A 22,523-nucleotide genomic window follows, 5' to 3' on the forward strand; every position below is an offset into this window, starting at 1 on the left:
CGGTCCCCCTGTCCCGCTATTCCGCTGTGATGCCGGCCTGGTTGACCAGTTCCCCGTTCAGCCGGAGATTCCGCCGGATGCTCTCCTGCACCGCGGCGGCACCGGGCGGCGTCGCCTCCAAGCCCAGCGTGTCTAGACGGGCGCGCGCCTCGGGATCGGCGAAGGTCGCAATCAATGCGGCCTCCAGCGCGCCCGTGATCGCGGCCGGGGTGCGGGCCGGGGTCGCCATGCTGAGCCAGGCGTCGAAGGTGAAGTCGTTGAAGCCCTGTTCGATCAACGTCGGGATGTCGGGCAGCGCGGCCGTGCGTTGCGCCGAGGGAATGCCGAAGCCCCGCAGCCGTCCCGCTTCCAGATGCGGCTTGGCCGAGGCGAGGGTGGAGAACATGACATCCACGCGGCCGCCGATGATCTCCGTGATCGCCGCCGCCGACCCGCCGAAGGAGACATGCAGCATCTCCAGCCCGGCGCGGCGGAGGAAGTCCAGCATGACGAGATGCGCGGTGGTGGCGGCGCCGAAGGAGGCATAGCTGAGGGCGCCCGGCCGCCGCCGCGCCTCATCGAGCAGCGCGGGAAGGTCCGGCCAGCGCGGATTGCCCACCAGGACGAAGAGGGTATTGCCGATCATCGTCAGATGCTCGAAATCCGCCAGCGGGTCGTAGCCGAGATTGCGGACCGTGAACGGCAGGACCGTGAAGGTGGTGACGCTGCCCATCAGCAGGGTGAGCCCGTCCGGCCGCGCCCGTGCGACCTGCCGCGCCCCGATGGCGGTGGAACCGCCCGGACGGAAATCGGTGACGAAGGAGCCGCCCAGCCGCTGCATCAGGCCTCGGTTGATCGTATCGCCCAGGATGGAGACCAGGCCCCCGGCCGTATAGGGCATCACCACCGTCGCGGTTCGCCCGCCGGGATAGTCGCCACTGGCCCCCGCCCGTCCGGCGAGGCCGAGCAGCGGCGCGGCCAGGGCCGCGCGCCGCCCGATCGCCATGGGAGACGGGAGGTCACGCTTCGGCGAGAGGAAGGGTCTGCGGTGCACCCTGGCATTCCTCCGAAGATTGTTGTGGTTATTCTTTACAGAGAAAATTATTCTTGCAAGCACAAAGAGGCATGATCGAACCATGGGTGAGCAGGCCGCAGTGAGGATGCCCGGCGATGAGCGGAAGCGGCCGGCCGCCTCCCCCGGCCGTGGCGAGGTGCCGGCCGTGGCCGCGGCGATCCGCATCCTTCGCCACCTCGCCGCCTCGCGCGCACCGCTCGGTGTCACGCCCCTGGCCCGGGCGCTCGGGCTGAACACCTCCACCTGCTTCAACATCCTCCACGCCCTCGCCCAGGGTGAGCTGGTCCGGATCGACCCGGAGGCGAAGAGCTACACGCTGGATTTCGGCCTGGTGGACCTGGCCCGGGCGGCCTTCGCACAGGGCGCCAAGCTCGGCCAAGTGCAGCCGCTGCTGCGGCAACTGGCCCTGCGGCACGGCGTCACCGTGACCTTCTGGCGGCCCGCCGGACCGGACCGGATGGTGCTGACCCAGGTGGCCGAGAGCGATCAGGTGATGCGGATCCGCATGGGCGTCGGCCAGCGCCTGCCCCTGCTGATCGGGGCCATGGGCCGCGTGGCGGCGGCCTTCGGCGGGATGGAGGCGCCGGAGCTGCGCCGCCGCTTCGAGGCCCTGCGCTGGCAGCGCCCCTTCTCCTTCGAGGAGTTCATGCGCCAGGTCGAGGAGACGCGCCAGCGCGGCTGGGCCCTGGATGAGGGGCATTACGTGCTCGGCGTCACCACCCTCTCGGCCCCAGTGATGGAGAGCGACCAGCTCTCGGTCGTCAGCGCCTCCATGTTCGGGGTGCAGCATGGGCCGGCTATGCTGGCGCAGATCGGGGAGGAGCTGACCGCCTTGGCCGCGAATACCCGGCGTGCCCTCGTATTCGACTGAAGGAAAATTCTTTGGTCCACAGAATATGGTCTTGCCGCCGGCTTTCCTAAGCCGTTAGCCTCCGGGAAGAAGATGGAGGGAGCGCCAGGGCATGAATCCCATGGTCACGGTCATGCGCCTCGCCGGGGCCGGCGCCGCATGAGCACACCGCCCTTTCGCCTCGCCAGCGCGATCTCCCGCGCCGCGTCCATTCGCGGCGACGGCGTGGCGCTGGTGGATGGGGCACGCCGCTACACCTGGCGCCAGCACGCGGACCGCGTGGCGCGCCTCGCCGCCGGCTTCCGGGCGCTGGGGCTGGAGCCGGGCGACCGCATCTCCATCCTGGCCGAGAGCGGCCATGCCTATATCGAGGCCTATCACGCCGCGCTCTGGGTCGGCGGCGTGCTTGCCCCCGTCAACAGCCGCTTCGCGCCGCCGGAGATGGCGGAGATGCTGGCCGATGCCACGCCGCGCCTCCTCATCGCCGATGCCGCCCATGCGGGGCTCGCGGCCGAGCTGGCCGCGGGGATGGAGCAGCCGGCGGAACTGCTCGACATCGCCGAGGACAGCCCGCGCAGCCTGGAAGCGCTGATCGCCGCCCATGCGCCGATGCCGGATGCGGGCCATGGCGGCGAGGATCCGGCCTGCATCTTCTACACCGGCGGCACCACCGGCCGCGCCAAGGGCGTGGTCCTGACCCATGCGGGGCTGGCGACCAATGCGCTGAACGTCTCCTCGGCGCTGGGCTTCAGCGCGGAGATGGTGCACCTGCATTGCGGCCCCCTGTTCCATCTCGGGGCCGGTGCCCGCGTCTATGCCACCACCCTCTTCGCCGGCACGCATATCGTCCTGCCGCGCTTCGACGCAGCCGAGGTGTTGCGCACCATCGCGCGGGAGAGGGTGACGACCGCGGTGGTGGTGCCCGCCATGGTGACTGCCATGCTGGAGGTGCCCGATTTCGCCGCGCATGATGTCTCCAGCCTCCGGATGCTGAGCTATGGCGCGGCACCCATGCCCCAGGCCCTGATCGAAGCCCTGCTGGCCCGCCTGCCGGGCGTCGGCCTGGCGCAATCCTATGGCCAGACGGAGCTCTCGCCCGTCGCCACCATGCTGCTGCCGCGCGACCACATCGCCGGCTCGCCCCTGCTGCGCTCGGCCGGCCAGACCGTGCCGAATGTGGAGCTGCGCATCGCCGATGCGCAGGACAGCCCTCTGCCGGCGGGCGAGGTCGGCGAGGTGCAGGTGCGCGGGCCGACGGTGATGCAGGGCTACTGGAACCGGCCCGAGGAGACGGCGCAGGCGCTGCGTGGCGGCTGGATGCATACCGGTGACGCCGGCTATCTCGATGCCCGGGGCTATCTGTTCCTGGTCGACCGCATCAAGGACATGATCGTGAGCGGCGGCGAGAATGTCTATTGCGCCGAGGTCGAGAACGCGCTGCACGACCATCCCGCCGTGCTGGAATGCACCGTCTTCGGCATCCCGCATGAGCGCTGGGGCGAGGCGGTGCATGCCATCGTCGTGACGCGACCGGGCGCCGAGGCCACCGAGGCCGCGCTGATCGCCCACTGCCGGACCCGCATCGCCGGCTACAAATGCCCGAAGACGATCGAGGTGCGGGCGGAGCCCCTGCCGCGCAGCGGCACCGGCAAGGTGCAGAAGGGGGCGCTCCGCGCGCCCTGGTGGCAGTCGGCGTCACGCAGGGTGAATTAGCCGCCAGGGCTTGCATCGCAACAGGGAGGAAAGAACACCATGCCGAGCCTGAACCGGCGCAGCGTCCTCGGGGCAGCGGCTGCCCTGGCCGCCACCTCGCGCGCCCGCGCCAGTACCTGGCGGCCGACGCGCCCCATGCGGGTCATCGTGCCGGCCCCGGCCGGCGGCATCACCGATATCGGGGGGCGGATCGTGGCCGCGCAGCTCCAGGCGGCCTGGGGTCAGCCGGTCGTGGTGGACAACCGTGCCGGCGGCGGCGGCATCATCGGCACGACCGAATTCCTGCGCGCGGCCCCGGACGGGGAAACGCTGCTGGTCGGCAATATCGGGCCGCAGGCCATCGCCTATACGCTGTTCCGGGAACTGCCCTATGCGCCGACCGCCTTCGCGCCGGTGTCCGGCCTGATCCGCGGGCCCAATGTGCTGGTCCTGCATCCCTCCGTCCCGGCCACGACCTTGCCGGAGTTCATCGCGTTGCTGCGCAGCCGGCCGGGGGCCCTCAACTACGGCTCCTCCGGCATCGGGCAGTCGCCGCACCTGTCGGGCGTGTGGTTCCTGCAGTTGCTGGGTGCGACGGCCACGCATGTGCCCTTCCGTGGCTCGGCACCCGCGCTGACCGACCTCCTGGGCGGAAACATCCAGTTCATGTTCGAGAACCTCATCGCCGCCAGCCAGCATGTGCAGGCCGGCCGCCTGCGCGCCCTGGGCGTGACCTCGGCCGAGCGCAGCCCGCTCTTTCCCGATCTGCCGGCGCTGCGGGAATTGGCGCCCGAATTGGCAAGCTACGACGTCAGCACCTGGGTCGGCCTCTTCGCGCACAGCAATGCGCCGGCGGAAGCGGTGGCGGCCTGCAACGCCGAGATCAGGAAGGCCCTCGCGCAGCCGGACAATGCGTCGCGCCTGGCCCAGACGGGATCGCAGGCGCATGTCACGACGGTCGAGCAATTCGGCGATTTCGTCAGCCGCGAGACTGCGAAATGGCGCGACGTCATCCGCCGCGAAGGGCTGGTGATGGAGCTGACCTAAGCCCAATGCCACCATCGGCGCTGGCTGGCGTTACCCCTCACGGAAGAGGGACTGACCCATGGCCAAGCAATCCGTCGCCGATTTCATCGCGGATACGCTGCATTCGGTTGGCGTCCGGCGCATCTACGGTGTCGTCGGTGATTCGCTGAACGGGCTGACGGACTCGCTCCGCCGCAAGCGCAATATCGACTGGGTTCATGTGCGCCACGAGGAAACGGCGGCCTTCGCCGCCGGCGCCGAAGCGCATCTGACCGGTCAGCTCGCCGTCTGCGCCGGGAGCTGCGGCCCGGGCAATCTCCATTTGATCAACGGCCTCTATGACTGCCACCGCAGCCGCGTGCCGGTGCTGGCGATCGCCGCGCATATTCCCTCGGCCGAGATCGGCAGCGGCTACTTCCAGGAAACGGATCCGCGCCAGCTCTTCGCCGAATGCAGCCATTATGTCGGACCGGTGGCGACCATATCGCAGATCGGCCGCACCCTCGACATCGCCATCCGCGAGGCCATTGCGAAGCGCGGCGTCTCCGTCGTCGTCATTCCGGGCGACGTGGCGCTGGAGGAGGCGGAGGTGGCCGTAGCCTCGCGCTGGATCGCGCCATCGCCCCCGCTGGTGCAGCCGAATGCCGAGGATCTCGCCTCGCTGGCCCGGCTGCTCAACGATGCGGGTCGGGTGACCATGTTGTGCGGCGGCGGCTGCGCCGGCGCGCATGACGAGGTGGTGGCGCTGGCCGAGGCGCTGAAGGCGCCGGTGGTGCATGCCCTGCGCGGCAAGGAATTCGTCGAATACGACAATCCCTATGATGTCGGCATGACCGGGCTGATCGGCTTCTCCTCCGGCTATCATGCCATGATGGATTGCGACACGCTGCTGATGCTGGGGACCGACTTCCCCTACCGGCAATTCTACCCGACCGATGCGAAGGTCGCGCAGGTCGATCTGCGGGGCGAGAATATCGGCCGCCGTTGCCGGGTCGATCTCGGCGTGGTCGGCGATGTGACGCTGACGGCCAGGGCGCTGCTGCCGCTGCTGACGCCGAAGACCGACCGGAGCTACCTCGACCGGGCGCTGGCGCATTACCGCGAGGCCCGCAAGGGCCTCGACGAGCTGGCGGTCGGCCATCCGGGGCGGAAGCCGATCCATCCGCAATATCTGGCCCGCATGCTCGATCAGGTCGCGGCACAGGATGCGATCTTCACCTGCGATGTGGGCACCCCGACGGTCTGGGCAGCGCGCTACCTCACCATGAATGGCCGCCGGCGCCTGCTGGGTTCCTTCTGGCATGGCTCCATGGCGAATGCCTTGCCGCAGGCGATCGGCGCCCAGGCGGCATTTCCAGGCCGGCAGGTGATCTCCCTCTCCGGCGATGGCGGCTTCAGCATGCTGATGGGCGACTACCTGACGCTGATGCAGGCCGGGCTGCCGGTGAAGGTCGTGGTGGTGAACAACGGCACGCTCGGCTTCGTCGAGCTGGAGATGAAGGCCAGCGGCTTCCTCGATGCCGGCACGGAGCTGCGCAACCCCGATTTCGGCGCCGTCGCCACCGCTTCCGGCATGCTGGGGTTGCGGGTGGAAGACCCGGCGGATCTGGAGGGCGCCCTGACCCAGGCCCTGCGCCATGACGGCCCGGCGCTGGTCGATGTCGTGACCAACCGGATGGAGCTGACCCTGCCGCCCAAGACCACCATGGAGCAGGCCAAGGGCTTCGGCATCTACCTGGCCAAGGCCGTCATCAGCGGCCGCGGAGACGAAGTCCTGGAACTTGCCCGCACCAATCTCTGGCGGTGAGGCATGAGCATCACGCGAGCCCCGCCTGACCAGGGCTTGCGACAGTGCCTGGCTTGTCTTCCGCGGACCGGAGCAGACGCCGCTGGACGAACCCGCCGCGACAGCCGCTAGACTGGCTTGCTCAGCACGCGCGCGAGCCGCGCCACCGCTTCCCGGGCCAGTTCCGGGCTGATGGCGAAGCAGATGCGGAGGAAGCCCTCGCCCTGCGGCCCGAAGGCCGTGCCGGGCGCGACGCCCACCTTGGCCTCGCGCAGCAACCTGAAGGCAAGGTCGAGGCTGGTCTCCCCCGTATCGACCCACACCATCAGGTAGAAGGCGCCTTCCGGCGGGAAGACCGTCACGCCGCGTATCCGGGACAGCCCCTCCACCAGGATGGCACGGCTCTCGACGCAGCGGCCGACCATCGTGCGGATGAACGCGTCGCCCTGCTCCAGCGCTGCCACCGCCGCATGCTGGATGAAGGTCGGGATGGAGGTCGTGTTGTACTGCCCAAGCTTGCTGAAGGTGGCTGCCAGCCCCTCCGGGTAGGTGACCCAGCCTGCGCGCCACCCCGTCATCGCCCAGTTCTTGGAGAAGGTATTCGTGACGATCAGCCGGTCCGTCGGCGTCGTGACCTGAAGGAAGGAGGGTGCGATCGCATTGCCGTAGGTGAAGTGGTTGTAGACCTCGTCCGAGAGGATCCAGAGACCGCGCTCCCGCGCCGCGTCCCGCAGCGCCTCCATCTCCGCCAGGGGCATTACCCAGCCCGTGGGGTTGGAGGGCGAGTTCACCACCAGGATCCGCGTCTGCGGCGTGACAGCGGCAAGGATGTCCTGCAGCGCCAGGGTGAAGCGGCCGCCCTCGGCCTGCTGGTAGGCGACCGGCACCGGCACGCCGCCCGCGACCCGGACGGCCTCGGCCAGGTTGGGCCAGCCCGGGGCGGGGATGATGACCTCGTCGCCGGGCTCCAGCAGCGCCTGGCAGGTCTGCATGATGGCGTTCATGCCGCCCGCGGTGATCGCAAAGCGCTCCGGCGCGACCTCGACCTTCCAATGGCGGCGATGGTAGTCGGACAGTGCCTGGTGCAGCGCCGGCAGGCCGCGGGAGTAGGTGTAGCGCGTCTCGCCGGCCAGCATGGCGCGGTGCGCGGCCTCGACAATGAAGGGGGGTGTCGGGAGGTCACCCTCACCGATCCAAAGCTTGATGACCTCCGGATCGTGGCGCCCGCGATCGGCCACCATGCCGATCTGGCTGGTGCCGACGCCGTGGATCCGGGCGGGCAGGGTTTCGGCGAGGTCGGCGTCCATGCGGCGAGACATCCTTGGCAGGTGCAGGGCGGATGCCGCGGGTCTCGGCCGAGGGCAAGCCCCCTTGTCAGCATTATTGGACCGGCACAATTGGACCGGCACAGGCACCCAGGAAAGACGTTGCGCAAGCGTCTGCTGGGGGCAGGACTGGGACACCACCGCCTGCCCATAATAACCCACCCGCTGAGATCGAACTACAGCAGAGCGGTGCATGTGGCGATGCCGACTGAGGAGTCGCTGCGCCCTCCCCTGGGCTGCGCTCCAGCTCCGTGCGCGCTCTAGCCTTGGCGGCTGCCTGGCACCGGCCGGAGCCTATGCCTCGGCCGGGACGTCTGGCCTTATGTTTCGGTGGCCGCTGCACGCTGCCAAGCCACGCCGGCCTCATCCATGAGGAGACGGCCCGCCGCCTCGCTATCGGCCCAGTCGGCCCGCAACTGGCCCTGAAACACAACCCGCTGAATCCCTGCCTGGATCAGTGAGGCAGCGCAGGCCGCGCATGGCGGATGAGTGATGTAGGCCGTGCAACCGGCGAGCGACACACCCGAGCGCGCGGCCGTGGCGACCGCATTGGCCTCGGCGTGTACGGAGAGGAGCAACTTCGTCGGACGATCGGCAAGCCGCTCCGGCAGGTCGGTCACCCCGCGCGGAAAGCCATTGTAGCCGGTCACCCGGATCCGGCGGTCGTCGTCGACAACGACGCAACCAACCTTGGTTGTACGGTGCTTGGACCAGCCAGCAATGTGCATGGCCAGAGCCAGGAACCGAGCGTCCCAACGGGGGGAGATGTGAGCGTCACTCATGTGGCGGTGCAGATGGCACAAAAAGCCTCGCGGTTCGAGACCGGCAGGCTTCGAAGAGCCGATTGTCGAGAGGTATCGTGCTTGCGACCAATCCTTGGGGTTTGGGGAGACCCCAGCACCTCGGAGAGGATACCCGCCCCTGGTCCACCGCTGCACCACCAAGCTAGCCGCGCTCGCTGTGGCGAAACCTGGACCTTCAGCGCCTACCAGGACTATAGGGAATGTTCCGTGAAGAGACCGAATGGAGCAGGGGTGGGAACTGGGGAATGAAAGTCTCTGGGGGGAGAGCGCCTACACGGCGCCGAGCCACCACGAGCGGCCTCCTCACGTCAGCGGCTCGGTTGCCCTCCACCTCCATCGACCGATGGTGACGCCGGGCTCGAACCCGGTACGGTCGGCGAGGCGCGCTCACGCGCGACCTGCGCCCGCAGGGCGGCGAGTTCCTGGCGTTGGCTCTCCAGCTGACCCCGCAGCAACTGCTCCTGCTGCTGAAGCTGCTGCAAGCTCTGGCGCGCTGTTTCGGCCGCCTGTGTCAACTGCGTTGCTTGTGCCTCCAGGCCCCTGGCGCGGGTGCCAGCCTCGTCCAGCGCCGCGCGTCGCGCAGCAACCTCGCCCTCGGCTGTGCCGATTTCGCGGCGGAGCGCCTGGAGCCGCTGCTCTGCTGCTGGAATATCCCGCTGCTGCTCTGCCAGGGACTGCTGTACCTGCCCAGCTTGGCCGCGCAGCGCCTGCAGGCGCTGCTCCTCGGCGGCAGCCTGTTGCCCGAGTTCGGTGAGGCGCTGCTCTGCAACCCGGATCGCGTTGCCGGTTTCAGCACTGCGGGTTTCAAGGCTCCGAATAGCCTCAAACGCTTGGTCGCGGGCGCTGCCCAGGCGCGACAACTCGGTCTGAGCGCGTTCGAGCTGAGTGCGACGCTCGGTAAGCGCAGCCTCGGCGGCCGCAATGGCCTCACGGCGTTGCGCAAGCTGGCCCTCTGTTCCGGCCACGGTGCCGGCCAGCTCGGTCGAGCGCGCCTCCAAGCCCCGCACCCGACCGGTAGCCTCCTCCGCCGCAGTCATGGCCTGCGTCAGCCGGGCCGAGGCCTCCTCTAGCGCAGCACGGCGAGCCGCGAGCTCGCCCTCAGCGGCTCGCACCTCGCTGAGAAGCGCCTGCAGCCGCTGCTCGGCGCCGCCGACTGAGCCAGTCAATTCGGTCGAGCGCGCTTCTAAGCCGCGCAGGCGGGCAGCAGCGTCCTCGGCCGCCCGGTTGGCTGCCTCAACCCGACCGCCTGCCTCCTCTAGGGCCGCCCGCCGCGCGTCAAGGCCGCGCTCGGCTTCGCCAGCCTCACCGCGCAGTCCCTGTAGCCGTTGCTCCTCGGCCGCGGCTTGCTGACGGAGGTCGGCAAACTGCCGCTCGGCAGTCTCGACACCGGTCCTCAGCTCATTGGCCCGCGCCTCAGCCGTGGCTGCCTGGCCTTGGGCGCCCGCTATCCGCTGCTCCAATGCGGCGAGATCGCCCGCGGCTCTGCGCTCCGCAGTCAGCGCGCCCTCAACCTCGCCGACCCGCTGCTGCGCCAGGCGCCCGCGGGTTTCGGCTGCGGCCAGAGCCTGCTCGCGGTCGCCGAGCCGGCTGTTCCTGTTGATAGCGAAGCCCCAGCCGAGGACCGCCGCGAGTAGGAGGACCCCCAGCGTGATCAAAGCGGGCCTAGGCCAGGTAGACAGCGGTGCCATTGAATTTGTCCCGTTTGCTGCTGAGGCTGCTTGGCCCTCGGAGGCGGTCAGCGGTCCGCAGGAGCCTGCTTAGAACTTAGGACGCGCGCCGGCGGGACGAGAAGGCATTGTAAAGCCAGAGCACGACGATTGCCCCGAGGACCGCTACCAGCAGACTCCACAGGTTGAAGCCGGTGACTCCAACACCGCCTATGGCACTTATCAGCAGGCCACCGACGAATGCCCCCACGACGCCGAGCACCAAATTCATCAGCAGGCCTGAACCCTCGCCATGCATGATTTTGTTAGCGATCCAGCCCGCGATGAGCCCGAACACTATCCAGGCGATAATGCCCATCCTGATTTCCTCCCCTGCGCGCCGAAACGGCTACCAGCGCCACCAAGACCGCCATGTGCCGCCTTGGCGAACACAACGCGTAGCTTGGCGCCTAGTGCCACCTCGGCATCAAAGCCCAGATGCGGACATCGCGCCTTTCGCCCGACCTGGCCAGCGGCGCACCGATTAGATGGGGCTGTCGGCACCAACATTGCAGGTCGGCGCAGAACGATCACTGCCGGCCTACGCACGGATACTAGACGCGCTGGAGCGCTCGCTCAGGAACGTCCGACGTGTGGCATCCTGGGCGCTTCACACCTGATGAAACACCGCAATCCAGCGACCTCCAACGCAGCCGTGCTGGACTTCTTGGCATTCTGCGAGACGTAACCCTGCGCAAGGGGATCCCGAAGCGGTAGCTGCGCTGCCAAGTGGGGGCGTCGCGGCCCAAAGCTCCTCCACGGCGGTGGGCGTACTACCCCCACTGGCGTGCCGCCCACCCCGCCCAATCCTTTGTCGTCCAGTGCCGCGGTCTCGTCCGGCGCAACGAGCTCCGGCGCAATGCGTCGAGCAAACTTCGGTGATCTGCCGACCGCGCCAGGCTGGCGCGCGCTCAGGCATTTGGTGTGGCCCTTTTCAACTCCTGCGCCGGATGCAGCGGCACGGCACCTTCCCGCAAGGCGTTCGGCCCCTCACCCCTGGGTGGCCCGGCGTTGCCGCTTGGCCTCCTAGGAAGTGGAGCATAGGCGCGATGGGAGATTTCCAGGTGCAGCGTGGCATTGTGGCGGTGTACTCCGACCCCGGACGCGGCTTCGCCCATAGCCACGAAAGGGCCACCCGCGAGGGGATAGCAAGGCAGCTGGCTGTTCTTAAAGGCTTCGAATTTGTGGGAGAGTACGATCCAGGCACGCGCTACCCGGGGCCGGTCTACCTCGTGCCGAGCGATACCCTGGTCGGGCTCGAGGTGGCGTTGGCGCTTGGGGTGCGCGACGAGCACGACCTGTTCGGCGGCGTGGTGTCTCATGCCTTTGTAGCAACCAAGGCGATCACCCACCCACTCGTTGATCCGGACGCGGCAGCGCCGCCCGGCTGGTCGCCCGCCTTCGGGCACCGGGTGCGTGGTGCCGTCCTTTCCGGCTTCACCGCCTTCGCCCGCGCCGACGCTCGCCGCGCTGGCGAGCATCTGCTTGAGCGCGGGCCAGTGCGCGTCAAGCCAGTGCGGGCGACCGGCGGCCGCGGTCAGGTCGTGGTCTCCGACATGGCCGAGCTGGAGGTGCTGCTCAGTGGAATGGAGGCCGCAACCTTCTCGGAGGACGGGTTGGTTTTGGAGGAGAACCTCGCGACGGTGACGACCTACAGCGTGGGCCAAGTGCGGGTGGCCGAGCTTGTTGCAACCTACTGGGGCACACAGCGCCTCACCCAGGACAACAGCGGCACGGCCGTTTACGGCGGCTCCGAGCTGTTCGTCGCACGCGGCGGCTTCGAGGCGCTGGCGGGGCTCGAACTTCCGGAGGAAGCGCGGCTCGCGGTGTCACAGGTGCAGGTTTATGATGCAGCGGCGGTGGAGTGCTTCGCGGGGATGTTCGCCTCGCGCCGCAACTACGACGTCGCCCAGGGGACAGACGCGATCGGCCGGCCCCGCTGCGGCGTCCTGGAGCAGTCCTGGCGTGTGGGCGGCGCAAGCGGCGCCGAGCTTGCGGCGCTCGAGGCATTCCGCGCCGAACCCGCGCTGTGCACGGTACGCGCCGCCACCGTGGAGATCTATGGCGAAGCCGCGCCGCCACCGCCGAACGCGACGGTGTACTTTCGGGGCGTGGACGCTCTGGATGGCCCGATGACCAAATACGCGATGGTGGAGTTCTGATGGCTACGCGCGATGAAGCGGTCGAAATCCCGGTCGACGGCCGGAGCATTCCCGGCACCGTGGTCGCGCCAGCGACCGCGATCCCCGGCATGCTTTTCGTGCAGGGGTGGGGGAGTAATCAGGATGTCTACCTCCCCCGCGCCCGCCAGATCGCATCGCTCGGCTGCGTCGGCCTGACCTTCGAGCCGCGCGGCGTGGCGCGAGACGACCCGCGGCACGACAGCGTGTCGCGCGAGGACAACCTGCACGACCTTGTAGCGGCCTACGATACCTTAGCCGGCCAACCGGGTGTCGATCGGGCAGCAATCGGTGTCGTCGGCAGCAGCTACGGCGCCTACCTGGCGGCGATCCTCACCACACTCCGGCCCGTCAGGTGGCTAACATTGCGGGTGCCTGCCCTTTACCGTGACGAGGACTGGGCAGCACCGAAGCAGCGGCTCGACAAGGACGCTTTGGCGGCTTACCGGCGGGGTCCAGTCGCCGCGGAGGAGAACCGGGCGCTAGGCGCCTGTGCGGAGTTTGAGGGCGATGCGCTAGTCGTTGAATCCGAGCACGACGATATCATTCCTCACGCGGTGGTCGCGAACTACCTGGCGGCGTTCCGGCGCGCTCGCTCGCTGACCTATCGCCGGATCGAGGGTGCCGACCATGGGCTGTCCGACAGGGCGTCACAGGAGGCCTACGCCGCGCTGCTTATGAGTTGGGTGACGGAGATGGTGTTGGACGCTCGAGGCGGCCGAGCCTACCCCTCCGGTCGTCCGTGGGCGGGTTAAACCGCATTTTACAGGCCCTGCTGCATGGGATGCCGCCGAACAGACGCGGCCGCTCTGGAAGACCTTATTGGGCGTGATCCCTCCGCCAGACAGCGTCCGCTCCACAAGGACACCCGCCGCGCAGACGCGTTCCGGCAGAGCGAACATGACCACGAGGATCCGCCCACGATGACCTCAGCCGAGACCGCCATCCGCGAGGCCTTTGCCACTCAGGCCAGATCGTGCGCCGACCGCGGCTCACCCTTTACGGGTCTGCTCTGCAAGGTGCTTGAGCGGTCGCTCGACCGCTCGACAGAAGTCGGACGACGCCTGCTGGACTGGTCCGGGCGACCCGACGCACGCGGCGACTCGGTTCCGCTCAGATTGGCTGGCGGCCTACATGCTCTAGTCCGGCAGGGGCGCCTACCGCGCCTGGCTGCGATGTACCCGCCCAACCCAACGCCCGAAGCGGGGACGCTTGGGGCGGCCCTGGCCGGCGCCTTGTCAGACGCCGATGCCGACCTCTTGCCCTGGCTCGACCGCCCGCCACAGACCAACGAGCCCATGCGCTCGGCCCCGCTCATGGCGGGCCTCCTCGTTATCGCCGCCGAGACCGGTGGACTGCCCTTCGCGCTGCACGAGCTCGGCGCGAGCGCGGGCCTAATCCTCATGCTTGACCGCTACGAGCATCAGTTGGGCGCCGTAACGGCCGGTACGCTGGGCTCGTCGGTAAAGATCTGTCCTGCCTGGGAAGGGGGGCTGCCGCCAGCAGGAGTGCCGGCACATGTTTGGCGGCGGCAGGGGTGCGACCTCGACCCGCTTGATGTGGCCAACCCGGCTGACCGTGAGCGCCTGCTCGCCTACGTGTGGCCGGACCAGGCCGATAGGCTTGCCCGCGTCGAAGCCGCCATCGATGTCGCGGCCAATGACCCGCCCCGGCTGGACCGCGCGGAGGCAGCCGCCTGGACCGAAGCTGTGCTTGATCCGGGTGCCGCCGAGGAGGGGGTGGCGCGCGTGCTCATGCATGCGGTGGCCCTCCAGTATGCCCCAGAGAAGACTGCGGCCCGGATCGCAGCGCACGCGGCGCGGGTGGGGGCGGCTGCAACAACGGAGGCGCCTTTCGCCTGGCTCCGCTTCGAGGCGGACCCGGCCTACGGCGAGCGAGCGAGCTTGCGCCTGACCCGGTGGCCCAGTGGAGGCGAGCGCGTGCTCGGTTTGGGCGACACGCATGGGGAGAAGCTACGCTGGCTGGGGTAGGCCAGCCTGCTATATGTCCGCTAGGTGCGGCACCGGCGAAAAGATTATAGGAAGCCGGCGCTTCACCGATCACACACTGTTCGGCGTCAGGTCCAGTTTGCTGCTGTCCCGTCGTCTGGGTTGGTCAGACGTCTGCGTGAGCGCAACGACTGGCTGGTCGAATGCCACCACCCTCCCCGCGGGCCCATCCTCGCCAAAGCCAGCCGTGATGCCGACGAAATGCCGTCTTTCCTGCGCGACGTCCAGCAGGCAGCAGCCGCCGCCTTTATCCATCGCTGGGGCTTGGGGGAGATAAGCGTCAATCTCTGACGCCCCAGCATTCGGCGTCCCCAAGCCTGCGCCTCACATGTTGACGTGGCCCAGCGCCACAGCTCCTACTTGGCATCTGAGTGCCGCCGCTTTGCGTGGACCGGCGCCTGCTGGAGGAGAACGGGTCATGTTCAACCGTCGTACCCTTGCCCTCGGCGCGGGGGGGCTCCTCGCCATGCCAAGTCTGCTTTTGGCGCAGGGCTGGCAGCCCACGGGCCCGATCCGCATCGTAGTGCCGTTCCCTGCGGGAGGCACTACGGACACCCTCGCTCGGCTCTACGCACAGCGTTTGAGCGAGACCATGGGCGTGTCCGTCGTGGTGGAGAACCGCGGCGGCGGCGGCGGTTCGATCGGCGCGGATGTGGTGGCCAAGGCTCCACCTGATGGCCAGGTACTGCTGTTCCACAATCTCACCTTCTCGACGACCACGGCGGCGCTCGAGTTCGTTGGTCGGGCGCCTCACTCAATCGAGCGGGACTTTGCCCCGATCACTCTCGGCGCCAACGTGCCGATGTTGCTACTGGTAAACGCGCAGGTGCCGGCGAGCAACCTACGCGAGTTCGTCGCCTGGGCGAAGTCGCAGGCCACGCCGCCTTTCTACGGATCGACCGGCCCCGGCAGCACGGTGAACCTAGTCGGTGAGGTTCTGAAGCGTGATGGCGACTTCCGCATGGAGCATGTACCCTTTCGGGGTGCGGCGCCGCTGGTTCAGGAGATGCTGGCCGGGCGCATCGCCTTCGGCGGCGACCAGCTATCCTCATCCTTGCAGCACGTCAGGGCTGGAACGTTGAAGCCGATCGCAACCCTTGCCGCAGAGCGCGCTCGTGCCTTGCCCGAGGTACTGACGGTCCGCGAGCAGGGCTTTCCCAATGCGGAGATGCTCGGCTGGAACGGCTTCTTCGCGCCTGCGCGCACGCCTGAGCCCGTTCTGGCACGCCTGCACGCCGAGATCGCAGCGGCAGCGCAGCACCCTCCGATTACCGCGCGCATCAGGGAGCTCGGTGCGGAGCCGGGCGGCAATTCAGCCGCTGAGTTTGCCGCGTCAGTCCACGCACAGGTTGCCGCAGTGAGGCCGCTAGTGCGCGAACTCCGGATGCAAGTTGAGTAGCCTGTCTACGCCGCCGCCGTGGGTAAGCCGTAGAGGCGCAGCGCCCCAAGCTTAATCTGGCGGCCTTTGCCAGCTGCACTGTCACACGCGGGCTGAGCAACGAATCGGCCATCTCCGCGCCACCAGTCCGGGCCGTAGAGGGAATATTGTAGAGCGGCGTGGTGAGCGAGGTCAGAGCGTCGCCAGCGGCGCTCTCCCGAACGTACCTTGCCGCATCGAAGCGGCCGACGAACAGTCAGGTGCCACCCGCAACATCCTCAATCCCACACTAATCGGAATTGGCAGAGGTCTCTTTGGGCACACGACGTTCCGCAGCAGCCTGCCACTGCCGCTGGACTTCGGCATCCACCTCGGCCGCCGACTGGCCGGGGTGGACGACCACATCGGCACCGTTCAACGCAAAGCGGACGCGATAACCATGCTTGTTTGCTTTATCGATGCAGCGGGTGATGACATGGGGCAGGTAATCTGTCGGTTGAGTCGCGTAATCCACGATGTCCTGGGCTTCACCCATGTGATGCATCCTCAGATTTGCAATGGACGCTAACATGCGCTTGGCAAGCCGCGCCAGTAGGCAGTCGCGGCTGCCTCGGAATGACCATGCGGTGCGGAGGCGCGACCGCCTCTTCCCACCTATTGATCCGGCTTGGGTGCAGTTGAACATTTTGTAGCAGCGCCCCGGAATACCCACTGCGGCGCAGCCCGAATGCACTTCAAGATCGCCCAAGTCAGTTCAATAACTTCGGGAGTTCAAGCATCAACGGAGAGGCAACGCGTACATGAGGCCGCCGCGGGTCCAAAGGTCGTTCTGTCCACGCGGAAGCCCGATAACGCTACCGCTCCCGAGATTACGTTCAAAGCTCTCTCCATAGTTCCCGACGGCCTTGATAGCGTTGTAAAGCCATCTCTCATCAAGCCCGAGTGCACCCCCGAAGCCGGGCGTCACGCCCAGAAGTCGCTGCACAGCGGGGTTGGGGTCACGCAGGCGCTGATCCACATTCGCTTGGCTGATGCCAAGTTCTTCGGCCTCGATCATGCCTGTTAAAACCCATTTCACAGTATCGAACCACTGGTCGTCACCGTGACGGACCATGGGACCGAGCGGCTCCTTGCTGATGCGTTCGGGTAGGAGGATGTGCTCGTTCGGGTTCTGGACGGCGGTCGCACGGTAGCTGGCGAGCTGACTTGCATCTTGCGTCATTGCATCGCATCGGCCGGAGCTGTAAGCTCCCACGAACTCGTCTGGCCGCTCAATCAGTACCGGCGTAAAGTGCATATTGTTGGCTCGAAAATAGTCGGTGATGTTCAGTTCACTCGTGGTGCCCGGCTGTATGCAGACTGTCGCACCATCGAGTTGTTGAGCCGAGGTGATGCCAAGCGAGCGGCGGACCATGAAGCCCTGACCGTCGTAAAAGTTGACCCCGGCCATGTTGAGGCCGAGAGCCGTGTCACGCTGTAGCGTCTGCGTGGCGTTCCGTGCCAGCACATCAATCTCGCCGCTTTGCAGCATGGTAAACCGGTTCTGTGATGAGGTGGGGACGAAGCGGACTTTCGCCGGGTCGCCAAACACGGCAGCCGCGAGGGCCCGACAGAAGTCTGCATCGAGGCCGCGGTACTCACCCCGGCTGTCTGGGGTCGAGAAACCGGCGACGCCCTGGTTGACACCACAGACGATGGTGCCTCGTGCGCGGATCGCGTCGAAAGCCTGACCTGCTTGGGCCATGCCGGCCAGCGCCATTGTCAGACCGATCGCGGTGGCAAACAAATAACGCATGCATCCCCTCTTCTCAATTGTGAAACGTTCTACCATCTTGCATGGTCGATTCCGCCTCACTTCGGTCTTGCGTAGAGCCAATGGTCGACCACGCGCCATAGTGAATAGCGGCGCGCCGCCCCAGACCGGCTACTCGGCTGGGCTCAGGGTCGTAGCACCCGGTTGGTTGGGTGCCGAACCCAGGAGCCCCGACGTGGCCCTCTCCGACACTGCCCTCCGCATCCTCATCGAGGCCGCCCAGCACCCGCTGCGGCTGCGTGCCGCCCGATAAGCTGCCGATCGCTGCCGCGCGGGCGGTGCTGAGCAGCCTGCTCAAGCAGGGCTATGTCGAGGAATGTGCGGCACCCGACGGCTTTACTGGCCCACGCTGGCAGCAGCAGGATGCCACCCAGCTCGCGGTGCGCATCATCGAGGCGGGCATGGCGGCCATCGACGCCGCGCCAAACGCTACAGCGACGCGGCCCGACACTGAGGCTGCCCTGCCGACAAGTCCAAGGAGCCTGATAGCGCACCGTTGGCAGCGCCTGCGGCTCCGGAGCCCCCGGGGTCGCCTGCCAACGCCAAGGCGCCCGCTATGCGCCCCAGCCTTCGCCACGCTGCCCAACGCGTCCTCGCCGTCTGGGACGACGAGGCCGGCGAGCACGCGGCGCTACCGGACGCCATCGCCGCTCTCCGCGTCATCTTGGTCAAGCCCACCGCGGCACCCCGCCCCACCGGCCCCCGGAAGCCACGCGAGAGCACCAAACAGCAGCAGGTGCTTGCCCTGCTGCGTCGGCCCGAAGGCGCCACCGTCGCCCAGATCACGTCGGCCACCAGCTGGCAGGCCCATACCGTCCGCGGCTTTCTTGCTGGCTCCAGCTACACCGTCTACCGCATCGCTGAGGCAGGCTGATGCGGCCGGCGCTGCCCCACGGCACCGCCCGGCTAACGGTCGGGTATCTGCGGGTCTCAACCGCCGAGCAGGGCCAAAGCGGCCTTGGGCTGGAGGCGCAGCAGGCCTGCGTCAGGGCCTTTGTCGAGGCACAGGGCTGGTCGCTGGTGGCCGAGTACCAGGACGTGGCCAGCGGCAAGGACGACCGCCGGCCCGGCTTCCAGGCGGCGCTCGCCCGCTACCGCCCGCCCAAGGGACCCAGCGCTGCAGCGGCGGCCCGGGCGCGGCGCGTGGGGGCGGATCGGGCGGCGCACCGGCTGGCGCTAGAGGTGGAGCGGCTGCAAGCGGAGGTATGGTAGTGCGGGCGGCGATCGCCAGAGCGTTGACCGAGCGGGGCGTGCCCACGCCGCAGAGCTCGGCTGCATGGACCCACACAACGGTGGCGCGGGCGACCTACTAACTTCCTGTCGCCCGCCGAGTTGACGAAATGCTACTGTATGGCTTGTCGCTACTGAGGCCGTGTCCGCTTCACCAGTGAAAGCGCATAAGGCGCCGGTCGAGCACGGAGCGTTGGATCGTCGCTGAACTCGGCCCCGGGTGGATTGGCGAGCGCCAGGAAGCTGATCCGATCGCAGGCGCCGCCCGGCCCGGGAGCGACCTCGGTGACGGTCAACCGGCCTACGGTCACGCGCTGTCGGTCGTCGGGCCATGCGGTGGTCGGGTCATTCAGGTCGTCGCCCGCCTGCGGGAAGATCAGCACCATGTCGAAGGCGACAGGCGCCTGGGCCACCCGGCCTCGCAGTTCTTCGGCGAGGAAATCGGCGGGCAGGCTGCGCATTTGCTCCTCGCTGAGGCGCTGCGTTCCGGCCACGGGCTCGAATACCCAACGTGCCGGGCGGACCTCACCATCAGCGCCGCGGAAGCGGAAGGTGTTGACGCCCCAATAGGGCGTCGTGGCCCAGCTCGCCGGCGGAGCATTGGCGGCGAGCCACCTCCCCTGAAGCGTGGTCTTCGGATTTGCCGCAACGAAAGCGTCGATCGCAGCCTGGTTCGGCCGCCCAGTTGCCGGGTCGGGCCTGCGCGCGCGAAGCCCTTCGACCAAAGCCTCAGGCGTCGGCGCGCCGAAGATGGGGACAGAGATGTTGGCCATATCCCAGGGCGTCCCATTGGGTACCTGGAACCGGATCGACAGGCTGCGGGTGGTGCGGCTGGTATCGGCGGCGGTAGGACCACCGCCAACTCCAAAGCGGATGACCGTAGGAATGCGTTGCCCACTGAAGGTCGGCGAGACCGACAGCCGTGCCCCCTCGGCCGTGCCCTCGAAGGACCCGGCGGCACAGGCACCCTTTGGGTGGCTTGGACGATAGGTCCGGATCGGGCCCTGGACGCCCTCAAAGGCTTCGATCACCTGCGCCGGGGTCGGCGTCTGGGCACCGGCCGGAACGGCTACCCCAAGGCTGAGCAGGACGGCAGCGATCGACGCGGCACGAAGGGATGCGGTCATGGGCTCTCTTCCTTGGCGGTTCGCTGCCGTATGATGTGGGCGCTGCGGTTATTCCCGCAACGTCGCACCGGCTGCCAATGCTCTCGGAGCGACCCAGGGCGGCGACAGGGGCTACCGGCCGCCTAGGGCTTCAGCGCCGCGGCAGCGGCCTGACGTGCCGCGTGGGCGCGAGCGGGCAGCGCACCGGCTGGCGCTGAAGGTGTAGCGGCTGCGGGCGGATGGTATTGTAGGGCGGGCGGCGATCGCCAAAGCATTGACCGAGCGGAGCGCGCCAACGCTGTCCGGAATGGGGCTTGGACGCATCCTTCCGTTGCCCGGGTCTTGGTGCGCGCTGGCTGAGAATCCGCGGTAAGGACCGGAGCGACGCCCAGGCGCAGGCGCCATACCCGGTGCCGTTCATGCGCGAACGAGGAAAGGATCCCCCCTGACGTCACGCTATGGCCTTGAGATCCGCGCCGCCACCGTCGCTGATGCCCCTGGCTTGGCGACCCTACTCGCCGAGGCCGGACAGATTGCCGATGGGCGTGAACTGGCGGAGCGGTTAATGGCGCTGCGCACGGCAGCAGGAGCGGTTCTGATAGCCGTGCGATGGGGTCCGCCCAGCGGCCTCCTGGTGATGCACTGGTATTTCACGCTCCACGCGGCTCGCCCCACGGCGCAGATCACCACGTTGCTGGTGGGCGTCGAGGAGCGTCGTCTCGGTATCGGCCGGCTATTGGTTAAGGCCGCCGCACAGGCGGCGAGAACGGCTGGCTGTGGCAGTCTCGAGCTCACGGCCGCGTCGGATGCAATGGACTTGCAGGAGTTCTGTCGAGCTACAGGCTTTGTCGGAGCTGGGCCGCGCTTCGCCCGGTCCCTCCGTAAAGGAGCGTAGCATTAGCAGAACCACGGTCTGGCGTTATCGCTACGTCCTGAAGCATTCAGCCAGACTGGAAACATCTCGAACCGTTCGGTGAACCGCGCTCTTCCTGGGCTGCGTCCGTGACCTGTTGCCCTGCATTGCGGCCATAGACCTTCTGCATCAGCTACACCGTAACGGATAGAAGCACCGCCATATGGTCAGATCCGGTGCACGTACCTGTTACTGCTCATAAGGCGTCCGATCAGAAAGCCGGCACCGACTGCTACGCCGACCGAGGTCAATGGATGCTGACGAATGGCATCGAGGTATCTGTCGAACTTCTCGCCGTAGCGATCGGCGGCGTTTGCAGCTGCATCCAGCCTGGGTGTGGCTGGCTCCCGTGAGAGGCGCTCTACTTCCGCGCGGAGCTGCTCGACTTCAGACTGGGGGTCGTCCGTGGCTTGCTGGGCCGCGTCTTTGAGGTTCCCGGCGGTGTTCTCAACAGTCCCAACGACCTCGTCAGACTGACCCTTTATCCAGAGCTTTCTGTCGCCAGTCAGCCGACCTGCTGCCGCCTCGGCCGTGCCCTTCGCTTGCTGCGCAGTTCCTGCGATGCGATCCGAATCCACGATCATCTCCTCCGATTTTTGCGAGATGCCAAACAACAATACGGGACTGTCCGGCATGCCAACGTCGGCGTGTGGTCGTGGTTCGCCATTTGAAGAGGCGGCTCGGCGGGCCGTGCCGAGGGCTACCCAATCCGGGCTTTCCTCGCTAACGCTGTTGCCACCCTTTCCAACGCCGTGCCCAGATTACCGACTGCTGGCTGACCGGGACCTGTTCACCACCGACCAACGGTCGTTGGTCGGTGGTGAACAGCTGCGGCTCAGCCTGTAGGGCCGCCGAACTCCATCAGCATTAGGCCTGGCTGCCGGCGTAGGAGTGGATCGCCTCCTGCAGCTCTTTATCCGGCATCAGCCCCCTCCCCTGGGCGCGGAAGAGTTCGCCACGATCCATGGCCTCGCGGATGAGTGGTGCGGCTGACGCGATGTTGCCGGGGGTGATGAAGTGGATCCTGTTGTCGGTGAGCACGGTGTGCACTCGGTAGGGCACGGCTTGCAGGAGAGCTCGGAGAAAGTCGCCCGCGACCCGCGTAGTGGCACGCTCGTGCAGCTGGGTGAAGACGAACTTCGAGGTGCGGTCGATGGCGACGAAGAGATAGGGCTTGCCCTGCTCGATCCTGACCTCGGCGATGTCGATGTGGAAGAAGCCGATCGGGCAGGCCTTGAAGCGCTTGCGGGCTGGCTTGTCGCCATCGGCTTCCGGCAGCCGGGAGATGCCGTGGCGCTGGAGGCAGCGGTGCAGCCCTGAGCGGGTGAGATGCGGAATGGTAGGCTGGAGGGCGTAGAGGCAGTCGTCGAGCGGCAACAACGTATGCCGCCGGAAAGCGACAACCATCGCCTCCTCCTCCGCGGAGAGGGTGGTAGAGCGGGGTGCGGCCGGGCCAGTGCGCTGGTCGGCCACATCGGAGCGGGCGCGCCACTTGGCCACCGTCTTCGGGTTGACCCCATGGCGCCGGGCCAGGGCTCTCAGGCTCTCTTGACTATGTTGGATCGCCCGACGGACTGCCTCAGTCGTGCGGGCGCAACCGTGAAGAACCTGGCCCATAGCGCGTCCTTCCATGCCTGGGAAAAGACTGCACC

The 22,523-nt window shown here is 67.6% G+C and carries 20 protein-coding genes and 1 pseudogene; 11 read left to right on the top strand and 10 right to left on the bottom strand.

The window, feature by feature from the left end; all coding sequences use genetic code 11:
- Positions 1-16: 16 nt before the first annotated feature.
- Positions 17-1,033, bottom strand: coding sequence for a Bug family tripartite tricarboxylate transporter substrate binding protein (locus JMJ55_RS18870; protein ID WP_202827142.1), 1,017 nt, complete (start codon positions 1,031-1,033; stop codon positions 17-19).
- A gap of 82 nt (positions 1,034-1,115) precedes the next feature.
- On the opposite strand from JMJ55_RS18870, the gene JMJ55_RS18875 reads away from it, so the two are divergent.
- The 4 genes from JMJ55_RS18875 to poxB all read left to right on the top strand — a co-directional run bounded on the left by JMJ55_RS18875 (position 1,116) and on the right by poxB (position 6,429).
- Entirely contained in the window at positions 1,116-1,925 is an 810-nt protein-coding gene (locus JMJ55_RS18875) for an IclR family transcriptional regulator (RefSeq protein WP_202827143.1), read from the top strand.
- A 138-nt stretch (positions 1,926-2,063) separates the two neighbouring features.
- Positions 2,064-3,617: an acyl-CoA synthetase gene (locus JMJ55_RS18880; RefSeq protein ID WP_202827144.1), complete on the top strand. Its 1,554-nt coding sequence runs from the start codon at positions 2,064-2,066 to the stop codon at positions 3,615-3,617.
- Positions 3,618-3,656: 39 nt separating this feature from the next.
- The gene (locus JMJ55_RS18885) at positions 3,657-4,643 is read left to right on the top strand and encodes a Bug family tripartite tricarboxylate transporter substrate binding protein (RefSeq protein ID WP_202827145.1); all 987 of its coding nucleotides are present in this window, start codon (positions 3,657-3,659) and stop codon (positions 4,641-4,643) included.
- A 58-nt stretch (positions 4,644-4,701) separates the two neighbouring features.
- On the top strand, positions 4,702-6,429 hold the full coding sequence (gene poxB / locus JMJ55_RS18890; protein WP_202827146.1) for a ubiquinone-dependent pyruvate dehydrogenase: 1,728 nt from the start codon (positions 4,702-4,704) through the stop codon (positions 6,427-6,429).
- A 107-nt stretch (positions 6,430-6,536) separates the two neighbouring features.
- On the opposite strand, the gene JMJ55_RS18895 is transcribed toward poxB, so the two are convergent.
- The 4 genes from JMJ55_RS18895 to JMJ55_RS18910 all read right to left on the bottom strand — a co-directional run bounded on the left by JMJ55_RS18895 (position 6,537) and on the right by JMJ55_RS18910 (position 10,561).
- Positions 6,537-7,715 (bottom strand): pyridoxal phosphate-dependent aminotransferase, encoded by a 1,179-nt coding sequence (locus JMJ55_RS18895; RefSeq protein ID WP_202827147.1) that lies wholly within the window; start codon positions 7,713-7,715, stop codon positions 6,537-6,539.
- 338 nt (positions 7,716-8,053) lie between these two features.
- The gene (locus JMJ55_RS18900) at positions 8,054-8,515 is read right to left on the bottom strand and encodes a deoxycytidylate deaminase (RefSeq protein ID WP_202827148.1); all 462 of its coding nucleotides are present in this window, start codon (positions 8,513-8,515) and stop codon (positions 8,054-8,056) included.
- Positions 8,516-8,844: 329 nt separating this feature from the next.
- A complete protein-coding gene (locus tag JMJ55_RS18905; protein WP_202827149.1) occupies positions 8,845-10,224 on the bottom strand; it encodes a coiled-coil domain-containing protein in 1,380 nt (459 codons plus the stop codon).
- Between the two features lie 76 nt (positions 10,225-10,300).
- Positions 10,301-10,561, bottom strand: coding sequence for a GlsB/YeaQ/YmgE family stress response membrane protein (locus JMJ55_RS18910; protein ID WP_202827150.1), 261 nt, complete (start codon positions 10,559-10,561; stop codon positions 10,301-10,303).
- 730 nt (positions 10,562-11,291) lie between these two features.
- On the opposite strand from JMJ55_RS18910, the gene JMJ55_RS18915 reads away from it, so the two are divergent.
- From JMJ55_RS18915 to JMJ55_RS18930, 4 genes are all read left to right on the top strand, one after another.
- Positions 11,292-12,404, top strand: coding sequence for a DUF3182 family protein (locus tag JMJ55_RS18915; protein WP_202827151.1), 1,113 nt, complete (start codon positions 11,292-11,294; stop codon positions 12,402-12,404).
- Complete coding sequence (locus JMJ55_RS18920; RefSeq protein WP_202827152.1) at positions 12,404-13,177, top strand: alpha/beta hydrolase family protein; 774 nt, start codon at positions 12,404-12,406, stop codon at positions 13,175-13,177. The genes JMJ55_RS18915 and JMJ55_RS18920 overlap by 1 nt, the downstream gene beginning before the upstream one ends.
- A 168-nt stretch (positions 13,178-13,345) precedes the next feature.
- Complete coding sequence (locus JMJ55_RS18925) at positions 13,346-14,413, top strand: DUF2332 domain-containing protein (RefSeq protein WP_202827153.1); 1,068 nt, start codon at positions 13,346-13,348, stop codon at positions 14,411-14,413.
- 436 nt (positions 14,414-14,849) lie between these two features.
- Positions 14,850-15,830, top strand: coding sequence for a Bug family tripartite tricarboxylate transporter substrate binding protein (locus tag JMJ55_RS18930; RefSeq protein ID WP_202827154.1), 981 nt, complete (start codon positions 14,850-14,852; stop codon positions 15,828-15,830).
- 268 nt (positions 15,831-16,098) lie between these two features.
- On the opposite strand, the gene JMJ55_RS18935 is transcribed toward JMJ55_RS18930, so the two are convergent.
- Together JMJ55_RS18935 and JMJ55_RS18940 are read right to left on the bottom strand one after the other, a co-directional pair.
- Positions 16,099-16,344 (bottom strand): hypothetical protein, encoded by a 246-nt coding sequence (locus JMJ55_RS18935; protein ID WP_202827155.1) that lies wholly within the window; start codon positions 16,342-16,344, stop codon positions 16,099-16,101.
- Between the two features lie 243 nt (positions 16,345-16,587).
- Complete coding sequence (locus tag JMJ55_RS18940) at positions 16,588-17,604, bottom strand: amino acid ABC transporter substrate-binding protein (protein WP_202827156.1); 1,017 nt, start codon at positions 17,602-17,604, stop codon at positions 16,588-16,590.
- Positions 17,605-18,178: 574 nt separating this feature from the next.
- Between JMJ55_RS18940 and JMJ55_RS18945 the strand changes: the two genes are divergently transcribed.
- Both JMJ55_RS18945 and JMJ55_RS18950 read left to right on the top strand, forming a co-directional pair.
- Entirely contained in the window at positions 18,179-18,496 is a 318-nt protein-coding gene (locus JMJ55_RS18945) for a DUF3489 domain-containing protein (RefSeq protein WP_202827157.1), read from the top strand.
- Positions 18,496-18,834, top strand: a complete 339-nt coding sequence (locus JMJ55_RS18950; protein WP_202827158.1) for a recombinase family protein — start codon at positions 18,496-18,498, stop codon at positions 18,832-18,834. Before JMJ55_RS18945 ends, JMJ55_RS18950 begins: the two co-directional genes overlap by 1 nt.
- A 149-nt stretch (positions 18,835-18,983) precedes the next feature.
- Here JMJ55_RS18950 and JMJ55_RS18955 read toward each other — a convergent pair whose 3' ends face one another.
- The gene (locus JMJ55_RS18955) at positions 18,984-19,979 is read right to left on the bottom strand and encodes a catalase family peroxidase (RefSeq protein WP_202827159.1); all 996 of its coding nucleotides are present in this window, start codon (positions 19,977-19,979) and stop codon (positions 18,984-18,986) included.
- Between the two features lie 481 nt (positions 19,980-20,460).
- On the opposite strand from JMJ55_RS18955, the gene JMJ55_RS18960 reads away from it, so the two are divergent.
- Complete coding sequence (locus JMJ55_RS18960) at positions 20,461-20,853, top strand: GNAT family N-acetyltransferase (RefSeq protein ID WP_202827160.1); 393 nt, start codon at positions 20,461-20,463, stop codon at positions 20,851-20,853.
- A gap of 185 nt (positions 20,854-21,038) precedes the next feature.
- Here JMJ55_RS18960 and JMJ55_RS18965 read toward each other — a convergent pair whose 3' ends face one another.
- Positions 21,039-21,506, bottom strand: a complete 468-nt coding sequence (locus JMJ55_RS18965) for a CsbD family protein (RefSeq protein ID WP_236033831.1) — start codon at positions 21,504-21,506, stop codon at positions 21,039-21,041.
- Between the two features lie 379 nt (positions 21,507-21,885).
- A pseudogene (locus tag JMJ55_RS18970) lies at positions 21,886-22,488 on the bottom strand (IS481 family transposase); the annotation flags it as partial.
- Between the last annotated feature and the right edge of the window lie 35 nt (positions 22,489-22,523).

This window comes from Belnapia mucosa, assembly GCF_016775475.1.
GTDB classification, from domain to species: Bacteria; Pseudomonadota; Alphaproteobacteria; order Acetobacterales; family Acetobacteraceae; genus Belnapia; species Belnapia mucosa.